General features: G+C 72.9%; 6 protein-coding genes and 1 pseudogene. 5 read left to right on the plus strand and 2 right to left on the minus strand.

All coding sequences use genetic code 11. The features are described 5' to 3' along the window. On the minus strand, positions 1–676 hold a 676-nt coding region (locus NBW84_RS05060; RefSeq protein ID WP_250282154.1), incomplete at its 3' end, for a hypothetical protein. Between the two features lie 45 nt (positions 677–721). Next, positions 722–1,390: a hypothetical protein gene (locus tag NBW84_RS05065; protein WP_250282156.1), complete on the minus strand. Its 669-nt coding sequence runs from the start codon at positions 1,388–1,390 to the stop codon at positions 722–724. 423 nt (positions 1,391–1,813) lie between these two features. Here NBW84_RS05065 and NBW84_RS05070 point away from each other — a divergent pair, with 423 nt between their 5' ends. The 5 genes and pseudogenes from NBW84_RS05070 to NBW84_RS05090 form a co-directional block, all read left to right on the plus strand. Then, the gene (locus tag NBW84_RS05070; protein WP_250282158.1) at positions 1,814–3,862 is read left to right on the plus strand and encodes a Cas10/Cmr2 second palm domain-containing protein; all 2,049 of its coding nucleotides are present in this window, start codon (positions 1,814–1,816) and stop codon (positions 3,860–3,862) included. Next, positions 3,859–6,813, plus strand: coding sequence for an RAMP superfamily CRISPR-associated protein (locus NBW84_RS05075; RefSeq protein ID WP_250282161.1), 2,955 nt, complete (start codon positions 3,859–3,861; stop codon positions 6,811–6,813). The genes NBW84_RS05070 and NBW84_RS05075 overlap by 4 nt, the downstream gene beginning before the upstream one ends. A gap of 107 nt (positions 6,814–6,920) precedes the next feature. After that, positions 6,921–8,888: an RAMP superfamily CRISPR-associated protein gene (locus NBW84_RS05080; protein ID WP_250282163.1), complete on the plus strand. Its 1,968-nt coding sequence runs from the start codon at positions 6,921–6,923 to the stop codon at positions 8,886–8,888. After that, complete coding sequence (gene csx19, locus NBW84_RS05085; protein ID WP_250282165.1) at positions 8,885–9,745, plus strand: type III-D CRISPR-associated protein Csx19; 861 nt, start codon at positions 8,885–8,887, stop codon at positions 9,743–9,745. Before NBW84_RS05080 ends, csx19 begins: the two co-directional genes overlap by 4 nt. Then, positions 9,745–10,660 (plus strand): annotated as a pseudogene (locus NBW84_RS05090) (hypothetical protein); the annotation flags it as partial. The gene csx19 and the pseudogene NBW84_RS05090, both read left to right, overlap by 1 nt.

A 10,660-nucleotide genomic window follows, 5' to 3' on the forward strand; every position in this document is an offset into this window, starting at 1 on the left:
CCCACAGCCGGCCGACGGGCTCGGTCTTTTCGGACACGAGAATCCGGATGACCGGCGTGACGTTCTTACAGGCGGCCTTCTGGATGAGCGCATCCAGGCGGGGTGTCGGCGGGTCGTCACCTTCGACCGAATCCATGCCCATCGCAAGAAGAATAAGGGCACGCCGATCATCGAGATAACGCCACCGCGGGTAACCGAGCTCCACGATCTCCTCGTCATACCTGGGCAGATAGCTCTGGGTCTCGAGAAACCGGTCGATGATCCCCAGATCCCGCGGATTGGTCCGGTTCACGTGCACCAGATCCTTGGCCGCCATTTCGGCGTCCCACACCCGCGGCTCGAGCAGCAGGTCGAGCGCGGATGTCGGCACTTCCCGCTTGGCGCGGGCGGCGCGCAGCTTCCTGATCTCATCTTTGGACAGCTTGCTCCGCGGTTCCTTCTTCTGCGCGGCGCGGATCTCCCGGTCGGGAAAGCGACGCCTGATCAGATCATCAAGATCGGCGTCGACGCCGGCCGCGCTGTCCCGGGCCGCGAGGTTACGGACGCGGGCTTCCAGCCACGCGCGGAAGAGCATGCCGTCGACCACCTCCCGCCGGTCGATCCGTTCCAGCAGGACCCGGGCCAGTTCCTCCTCGCCGGTATCGTCCCAGCCGGCGCCACCAACGCCCTCGGCCACCAGAATCTGACGGTTGAGGCGGCGCTTCCACAGCTCTTCATTGTCCTAATCATGACTGGCCATGGACGCATAGAACCGGTGCCGGACGAGCCAGCGGTCGTCGTTCTCGTTCGCGCTCGGTATTTTCTCGCTCGGCAGGATGCGGTGGCCACCACGCTCGGCCAGGAGCACCAGATGCGGCTCCACCTCGCTTTCGAGCGCCCCGATCACCAATCCCATCGCCGCGTTGGTGGCGCCGCCGCCGAAAGTGATGTCGACGTGCGGCGGCACACCGGCGTCATGAAGCTCTCGCAGCCGCCGGCGTATCACCGGCCGAGTCCCCGCGAGATATGGTCCGTGGGCTTCGAGAATTTCGACGGCCCCCGGTGGAAAACTGACGCCGTACAGGCTGTCGGATTCCAGCAGCTTCTTGATTGCTTCGCCGAGCGACAGTGTCTGGCCCGAATCAGCGGGCTGGCCGGCACGGGGCCTGGTAACAACGAGAACGACCCGGTCGTACTGTGGGGCGCCGGCCGCGAACACCGCGATCAGCGGTGTTTTTCGCGCCGGGTCGACGCTCGTCGTCAACAGGCGTCCGGCTTCGTCCGGGCCGGCCGCGACGAGCTCGGCGAGCCGTTCCCGGAACTGCTCTCCGGATGACGCGCCGAGGTCGGCGGCCCCGACGAGATGGACGAGGATACGGCAGGCGCTCATGGTCTGGCGGTCGGTGGCCATCGCGTCTCGCCCTTCACGGTTGTGGGTCGATCTGTCACCTTCCCCTGACGGACGAGGCGGCCTGTCGTCCTGTCCGTCCCCGCTGTCCGTAGCCGCCCCGTCGTCCGCGTCGCCTGTCGTCTACGTCGTCCGTCAGGTATGGACGGGGACCGCCGGTCCCGGTCCTGGCGCTTTCCGGGGGCGGGGCCGGCGGTTACGGGACCCGAGCGCCGTTTACCTGGAGCAAGCACGGTTACTTTGGAACGGCCAGACGCGGGCCTGCCGGTCTCGTCCGTCAGAGGTAGGTGGAGGCCGTCCCCGGAGGGGTTGAAACCCAGCCGCGGGCTTCGTCCGTCAGGGGTGAGTGGACGGGCAGCCGTCGTCCCGGCGCCGGGACGACACACCGGGCACGGCAACACGCGGAGCGCACGGAAGGACCAGCAGATGGGCGTCACCTGTCACGTCGTCCTCATCGAGACGTCGGGGAACCAGAGCTTCATCTTCGAGACCACGAAGCGGCGGGAGAACGTCGGCGCCTCCGAGCTCATCTACCGGCTCGAGCGCTGGACGCTTGACGCGCTGCGGGCCGAGTTCCCCGGCTTCGGGCGGGACTGGCAGATCTCCGCCGGCCGGGACGCACAGCTTCTGGTGGCCGCGGCCGGCAGCGCCAAGGTGGTCGTCCGCGACCCGGACAGGGGAAGAGCCCTGGTCAGCAGGGTGACGACACGGGCGCTGCGGGAGGCTCCCGGTCTGGACGTGTGTGGCGTGGTCGGCGAAGGGTTCGACTGGGACGGCGTCCACCTGGAGCCGGGCCAGCGGCCGGTCAGCCTGCTCGCCGGGCGCTGCCGCGAGGTCCACGAGGCACTGCCGCAGGTCCGGGCTGACCGGCCCGGCCCGGCAGGCCGCTTCCCCCGCATCCCGATCGTGGACGAGTGCGCGGCCAGCGGCCTGCCCGCCCACGACGTGATCAGGGAGGGTGAGGGCCCGCGGTCACGGCAGCCCCGGGCCCGCCCGTCCATAGCCAAGCGGGAAGCCAGGGACGCCGGATTCCGCCGGCTGGCGGGCGACGCCGGCATCCCGTCGAAGAAACTAGAGAAGATCGCCGATCATCTGGAGGGCGTGCCCGACTGGGTCGCCGTCATCCACGCGGACGGCAACAGCCTCGGCCAGCTGTTCACCGGCCTGGGCACCACGGGCGACGGCGACACGCCGACCAGCGACCGTTACGCCGACGCTCTCGGGCCGTTCTCGAAAGCCGTCGACGCGTGCACCCGCGAGGCGTTCCGCGAGGCGCTGGAACACTGCCGGCAGGTGCTCCCCCACGGCCATGCCGTCGACGGTGAGGTACCGGTGCTGCCGCTGGTGCTCGGCGGTGACGACCTCACGGTGGTCTGCACCGGTTCCGTCTCGCTGGCCTTCACCGAGGCGTATCTCGTCGCTTTCGAGAAAGCCACCCGCGAGAACCCGGTCATCCAGCCGCAGGCTCCGGACGGGCTCACCGCCTGCGCCGGGGTGGCCGTCGTCAAACCGCACTTCCCGTTCTCCGCCGCCTACGACCTCGCCGAGGAACTGACGAAGGAGGCGAAGAAGACGGTCAAGCTGTACTCGGTGGGCCAGGAGCCGCCCGCGGACAGCCCCGACAGCCCCGACAGCTCCGACAGCCCCGCGGAACCGGGCGCGTCACCGTCGGCGCCCGGGGAACCGCGGCAGCCCCGGATTCGGCCCCGGTTCCAGCCACGGGCGTCCGCGTTCTCCTTCCACGTCCTGTACGACAGCGGTGGCAGCGATCCGGCCCACCTGCGCGACCGGATGCAGGTCGCGCCTGGCGCGGCCGACATCGCGGCCGAACCCGACCCGTGCAGGCGGCGGAAACTGCGGGCCCTGCTGTACGCGCAGCCCTACGTGGTCACCCGCGACATGCGTGAGCCGTGGACGGTGGGGCGCCACTGGGACGACCTCGCCCGGCGCGTGGCCGCGCTCACCGCCGCCTTCGGCCCGGCCGAGGGAACCGACGGACTCGACGGCACGGCCGAAGTGGGTGACCGCAAGCTGCCGACCAGCCAGATGCACGACCTGCGGGAGGCGCTGTTCCTCGGGCAGGACGCCGCTGACGGCCGGTTCCGCCAGCTGCTGGCGCGCTACCGCGACCGGGGGCTCGATCTCTTCGCCGGCCCCGGCTCCCCCAACGGCCCCGGCTCCCCCAACGGCCCCGGCTCCCGCGACAGCTCCGGCTCCCGCGACGGCTCCGCCGCCGGCACGGCCACTGCTGGCGGCGACGAATCGCTGTTCTGGCGGATCAGCGATCAGGGACTGCTCGACGGGCAGCCGCACCAGGTCACCGGACCGCCGGTCACCGGGCTGCTCGACGCGATGAACGCGGTCCAGCTCATGGGCGACCTCCCGGCCCGGCACAACCACACCCAGCGAGACGACCGCCACCGCCTCCCGGCGGGAGCGGACGGCAAGCCGACGACGACGGGGACATCGGCATGACAGGCCCGTACGACACAACCACACACCCGGCGGGCACACACCCGGCGGGCGGCCTCACTCTCGAGCTGACCCTGCACATGGACAGCGACTGGCACTGCGGCACCGGCCTGGGCATCCCCGGCGGGGTCAACAAACTGGTCAACACCGACCACGACGGCCTGCCGTTCGTGCCCGGCAAGACCCTGACCGGCGTCTGGCGGGACGCCTGCGAGCTCGCCGCCGCCGCGCTCGACAGCTCCCCGGCCCCGCTCCCCGCCCCCGCCGCGCCGACCGGCGCGACCGGTGGCTGGCACGCCTGGGTCGAGTTCCTGTTCGGCAGCCAGCCGGCCCTGTCCGTGGGCGGCCCGCCCAGCGAGGAACAGCCGCGCCCGGCGGCCCTGTCGGTGCGGCCGGCACGGTATCCGGCGGCGCTCGCGGCGGCCCTGCGCCCGGACAGCCGGCGTGCACTGCGTGACGCGGCCACGTTCGTCCGCCCCGGGGTGAAGATCGACCCGGACACCGGGCGGGCGGCGGAGAAGTTCCTCCGGTTCGAGCAGATGGCGCGCTGCGGCGTCCAGCTGACCGCGCGGGCGACGCTCGCGGGCTGGTCGGGCTCCCCCCGTCCGGACGAGGCGGGGCATGGGACGGGCCGGGAGGCGGGCCTGGACGACGAGGGCCGGTGGGCGGCCGCCGCGGTGCTGCTGCTCGGGGCGCGGCTGGTGGAGTCCGTCGGCGGCAAGCGCCGGCGGGGCGCGGGCCGCTGCCGCCTCGATGTCACCCAGGCCGAACCCGTCGCGGCCCCAGCCGGATCCGTCGCGGCCCAGGGGCCGGCGCCGCTGCCAGCGCTGCCGGCGCCGCTGCCGACGCTGGAAGACGTCGCAGCCTGGCTGCGGGCGCGCGACGGTGTCGCCCCGCCCGTCCCCGCCGTGCCCGAGGAGCCGGCGGCCCCGCGCGACCCAGCGCGTCCGGACCGGGCCGACTGGGAGATCATCGCTCTGCGGATACATCTGGACACACCGCTGATCGTGCAGGAACGCACCATCGGCAACGCCGTGCGGTCGCTGGACTTCGTGCCCGGATCGGTGCTGCTGCCCGGCGTCCTCCGGCGGCTGGCCACGGCCGGCGGGGCGGCCGGCGGGGCGGCCGGCGGATGGGATCCCGACGCGCTCGCCCGCGCCGGTGACCTCGTCGTGACCAACGCGACCGTCGACGTGGCCGGCGAGCGGGGCCGCCCGCTGCCCCGGACCTGGTTCCACGCGAAGGACGACAAGACCACTGCGGTCAACCGGCTGGTCGAGACGACATCGGAAGCGGGCGCCGCACCCAGGGCGTACAAGGGCACCTATGTCGGTGCGTCACCCGTCGACCGTGTCAGCACGGCGCCTGTCGGCACGGCGCCTGTCGGCACGGCACCGCCGGAGCCGGGGGCGGCGCCCGTGCCGGGACCCGCGTCAGCGCCCGCGTCGGACGACCCGAACCCGCCAACGATCACTATCCGTGAACGGAATCTGACGATCCATACCCACAACGTCATCGACGACCGGCGGCAGCGGCCCACGGCGGACGTGGTCGGCCTGTACACCTACGAAGCGCTCGCCGCCGGGTCGGTGCTGCGGGCGGAGGTCCGGGTGCGTGCCGGCCTGCTGCCCGTGGGAGCGCACGCCGCGCTCGCCGGCGCGTGGGCGCTCGGACGCTCCGCCAAGGACGACTACGGGCAGGTCACCGTGGCGGTCGAGGGCCCGCCGACGCCGTGGACGTCACCCCCGATATCCACGACGTCCTCAGCGGTTACGGCGTCTCCGGCAACCGCGACGCCACCGGCATCTCCAGCACCGGGCGTGCGGGCCACCGGAGCGGACGCCATCCAGGATGGGACGATCATCGTCTGGCTGCTGTCGGACGTCCTGATCCGGGACCGGCGGCTGCGCCCGTCGACCGACCCTCGCGAGTTCGCCGACCAGCTCGGCGCCAGGCTGGGGGTGCGCCTGGAGCTCCAGGAGGCCGCCTCCTCCGAGCGGCTGATCAACCGGGCGACGGCGGTCCGGCGGGCCGAGTCGTGGCAGCGGAGCTGGGGCCTGCCCCGCCCGACCCTGCTGGGGCTCACCGCCGGCAGCGTCCTGACCTTCGGCGTGCGCGGGCGGCTCTCCCGCGAGCGGCTCGACCAGGTGCTGGCCGCCGGCATCGGCGAACGCACCGCCGAGGGCTTCGGCCAGCTCGCCGTCGACGACCCGCTGCTGCGGGCACGCCCAGGCCGGCTGCGAACGTACCCGCCACCACACAACGAACCGCCGGACAGCGAACCGCGGAACAACGAACCGCCGCGGACGCCGGTCGTCACCGTGCGGGATCCGGTCGCGCGCGAGACCGCGCGGGTCATCGAGCGGGAGGCGTGGCGGGCGCACATCCGACGTGCCTCGGCCACCATCGCCGCGGACGCTGATGGACGCCGGAACGCCCTGGGGCTCACCTCCGCCGGGAGGGACACCGAGCGGGTGAACCCGACCCAGCTCGGCGGGCTGCGCGCCGTCCTGAGCCGGCTGGAGGAGGACAAGGAGATCGGCTACTGGCTGAAACGCCTGGCCGAACGCTGGTCAGGCCAGGCATACCAGCAGGCGTATCAGCGGATCGACCCGCTACTACGGAAGCGTTCCATGGTCTGGGCGCTGTTCGGCCTCGGGCCGTACGACGACTCCGGCCCCTCCAGCTCCTCCGGCTCCACGGCGCCGCCCTGGCTGGCGGAGATCTGGGCGCTGCTCGGTATCAGCATCAGCCCGGACGGCCCGAACCGCCCAGCCCGCGATCTGACCATCACCGAGGACGGGGCGCGGGAGCTGCGCGAGGACACCAAGCTGTGGGCGGAGGCGGTCCGCACGCTCGTCACGAGCTGTCTGAGCGCCCACCACCGGGCGGTGGCCGGCGCGGACCCGTCAACCACCTCGGACGGCCAGCTCCACGACGGGGTGACGGCATGACCGCGTCGAACAGCGCGGCCGGACCGGTTCCGGCCGCACCCGCCGGCCCACCGCCGGTCCCACCCGCGGCCCCGGCCGGCAGGCGGGCCGGGCGAGCCGGACGGGCGATGGTCCGCCGGCTGCGGGTCCACGGCTGGCTGCGGCTGGAGACGCCGCTGCACGTCGGAGGCGTCGGCGACGACCCGTCCGTCGACCTGGCGCTGGCCGTGGACGGGCTGTCACGGCTGTACGTACCGGGCACCAGCCTCGCGGGCGCGCTGCGCGCCTTCGCCGGCCGCTCGATCGCCGACCGGCTGGTCCTCGACGACATCTGGGGCAACGTCCCGCAGAACACCACCCGGGCGAACGGTTCCCGGCAGAGCTCCGGCAACGGCTCCAGCGGTTCCGACGACGGCTCGACGAGCCGGATCGTGGTGCACGACGGCCTGGTCACCACCGGCACCGATCTCGGCTCCCCGTTCCCACCGTCCCGGGTCGAGGCCCGCACGGGCATCGGCATCGACCGGGTGCTGGGGACCGTCGCCGAGGGCTTCCTCTACGGCCGGGCCGTGCTCCCCCGCGGCGCCTACCTGCGGCTGGGCATCGACCTGGAGTCGCCCTACCGGGAGCGGGACGCCGACCCGGCCACGGCGATGCTCGGCACCCTGCTGCTCGCGCTCGCCGGGGGCCGGGTCCGGCTCGGCGCGGCCCGCACCCGCGGTCTCGGCTCCGTCGTCCTGGCCGGCGAACCGGAGATCGTGGAGCAACGCTTCGACAGCATGGACGGCCTGCTCGGCGCCCTCGGCCTGCTGCCGGCGACACCGACAGCGTCGGGGTCGGGGCCGCCGGCAGTGACGTCGGCGGCAGCGGCGGCTCCAGCCGGAGCGCCCGCCGCGCTGACGCCGACGGATCTCGGCGGCAGGGACCCGGACGCCGATCTACTCAGGGTGACCATCGTCTGGCGTCCGACGTCCCCGGTGATGGTGCGCTCCGCGGTGGACGGGCTCTCGATCGACGCGCTTCCCCTGGTCAGCGGAATCGGCTGCGACGAGGTAGCGCTCGTCCTGCCCGGCAGCTCGATCAAGGGCGCGCTACGGTCGCATGCGGAGCGCATCGAACGGACCGCCCGTGCCCGCGACGCCGCCCATCCTCTCGACGTACCGGCCGGGCCGCAGCGGTCGGCCCGGTTCCGGGAACAGCTCGACGACCTCGCGGCGGTGAACGCCCTGTTCGGCTCCGCCGGCACGGCCGTCGGCGGCGACGGATACGGCGACGGCAGCGAGGACAGCAGCGGGGACGCTGGTGGTGACGGCCGCGGCACGCGGGCGACGCGCGGTGTCGGGGCGCTCGGCGCGGACGACTGCTACTCGGAGCAGGCCATCCCCGCCGATCTCTGGCGCGCGCTGAACGGCGCGCACGTCACCGGGCTGAGCAAGCCGTCCGACAGCGGCCCGACCCGGTCGTGGGACAAGGCCCGGGCCCAGGTGCCGCCGAAGGTCCGGGAGCGCCTGCGGGAGCTCGGCATGGACCAGGCCGACCATGTCGCCATCGACCGCTGGACGGGCGGCGCCGCGGACAAGCGCCTGTATAGCACCCTCGAACCACACCATGTCACCTGGCAGGACCTGCTCCTGACCGTCGACCTGCGACGGCTGAACCGCTTCGATACCGCACCGGCGGGCTCCGGCGACCCGGCGGGCTCCGGCAACCAGGCGGGCACGGCCGGCGAAAGCGCCGGAAGCGGTACGAAACGCGGGAACGACGCAGGCAGCGGCGGCCAAGGAAACGGCGGCGGCCTGGCACGGCCGGCGCTCGCGCTGCTGCTGCTCGTCCTGCGGGACCTGCGAGCCGGCCGGCTCCGGCTCGGCCACGGCGTGAACCGCGGCCACGGCGACATCATCGTGGAATCGGTCAGAATCAGCGGTTTCCCCGGGCTCTCCGACGCGGAACGTGATTTCGACGACCTGCTCCGGGAGCCGGCGGTCGCCGCCTACACCCGGAGCTGGCAGGACTACCTCGATCGGGACCACCTCGATCGGGACCGTCTCGATCAGGAGCGCCCCGACAAGGACCGCGCGGACGGGAGGCCGCTGTGACAACCCACACCGCCGCCATCATCACCCTGCACACCGGCAGGTCGACGAAGATCTCGCTGCCGGACGCGATCCGCCAGGCCAACATCGGCGACGCCGTGGCACTGCTGGCGAGCGCGCGGAAGTACACGGTGGCCAGGCTGTCCGGCGGCCGGCTGACCATGCCCGGCAGCCGCTCGTTCGCGGACGGGGCCGGCGTCGCCGGCACGTCCACCGAACGGGAACTGCCGCTGCCGACGTCAGGCCCCGCCGCCGTCTTCGAAGCGCGGATCTTCAACCGGGACGCGGAGCTGCGCTGGCTGCACGAGCGTGACGGGCTCGGCACGGCCGTGCTCCTGTCGGAGTCACCGGCGCTCTGCCAGCCCCCCGGCTGGCTGTTCGGCGAGCCCGGCGAGCCCGATGAACCCGATGAGCCCGATGAGCCCGGCGAACCCGACAGGCCCGTCGCCCCGCTGACAGCCATCGACAGGATCAACAACAAGTACCTGCTGTGGGGCCGACCGCTGCGTCCGAACGGCTCACAGAACCCGAACACATCACAGGCCTCGGACGTTCCGCGGAACGCGGACGCCACGGGCGGGCCGCTGTGGGTACGCCTGGCCGAGGCCCGGATCGGCCTCCTCGACGTGCCGGTGCCGCGCGCTCCCCGCGAGGACGAATGCGTCTTCCTGGAAACCATCGAATACGTGACGACCGACGAACACGCGGCAACCGACGGAAACGCGACGGCCAGGCCCAGGCACGGCAACGCCTATGTCGCCGAGGAACGGCTCGTCGGTCTGGCCTCCGCCCTGCCGTCCGAGCGGTCCGAAGCCGACGACGACCCACAGCGACCCGACCCTCTCCCGGAGGTGACCTGATGAGCAGCAGCTCCGGCGTCATGACCTGGAAGACCAGCCCGGACGGCACCCGCCGGCTCGTCATCATCGAGGACAGCGGGAGCGAGCGGCGTTTCAACCGCCGCTTCCTCGACCCAGCGCTAACCACGCTGAGTGACGACGATCTGGCCGGCCGGCCCGTCGAATACGACTGGTCAGGTGGCCAGGCCAAGCGCGTCCGGGACAAGGGCGCCTCCGTGACAGCCCCGCCCAACACGGCCGGCGGCGAACCCGCCCCGACCGGAGCCGAAACCGCCCAGGGCGGATCAGCGCAGGGCGGATCGCCACCGGGCGGATCGCCGCGGGACAGGTCGGGGCCGGCCCCCGCGCCCGGCCCGTCCACACGCCCGCGGCCGGCGGCCCAGCGGGTCACCCGTCAGCCCCCACGTCACATGGCGCCGACACGCCCGTCCCGGCGCACGGCCGGGGACTGGCAGACGGGCGCCGCCGGCATCCCGGGCGAGACGCGGCAGCGCCCGCCCGAGCCGCTGAACGCGTTCGTCAACCCGTACGGGTTCGTCCCGGCGCCGCACCGCGACGAACGGCACCAGACCCTCGGCGACGTCGGCGTCCCCACCACCGACCGTGACCGCCTGCCCGGTCACGACCGGCTCCACGAGGACCGCTGGTCGGGCACGATCGGCGTCACCCTCACCGTCGGCACGCCGCTGCTACTGCTGGACACGCCCTTCCTCAAACGTTCCCAGGACACCGGGCACGCCACCTACCCGGTACTGGAACGGAAAGTGCCCGCATCCGACGGCCGTGAGGAGACCCGGCCGCACCTGCCCGCGACCGCGGTGAAGGGCATGCTGCGCAGCGCCTACGAGGCGGTGACGAACTCCCGGTTCGGCGTGTTCACCGGCCACGACAGCCGTCTCGGCTACCGGATGGCGG

This window comes from Protofrankia sp. CiP1_Cm_nod2 (assembly GCF_920664355.1).
Taxonomy (GTDB): domain Bacteria; phylum Actinomycetota; class Actinomycetes; order Frankiales; family Frankiaceae; genus Protofrankia.

Bases quoted from the DNA above. Each gene is read 5' to 3' on its own strand.
- NBW84_RS05065 (WP_250282156.1), bottom strand. From the start codon at position 1,390: ATGGCCACCGACCGCCAGACCATGAGCGCCTGCCGTATCCTCGTCCAT.
- NBW84_RS05080 (WP_250282163.1), top strand. From the start codon at position 6,921: ATGGTCCGCCGGCTGCGGGTCCACGGCTGGCTGCGGCTGGAGACGCCG.
- NBW84_RS05070 (WP_250282158.1), top strand. From the start codon at position 1,814: ATGGGCGTCACCTGTCACGTCGTCCTCATCGAGACGTCGGGGAACCAG.
- NBW84_RS05075 (WP_250282161.1), top strand. From the start codon at position 3,859: ATGACAGGCCCGTACGACACAACCACACACCCGGCGGGCACACACCCG.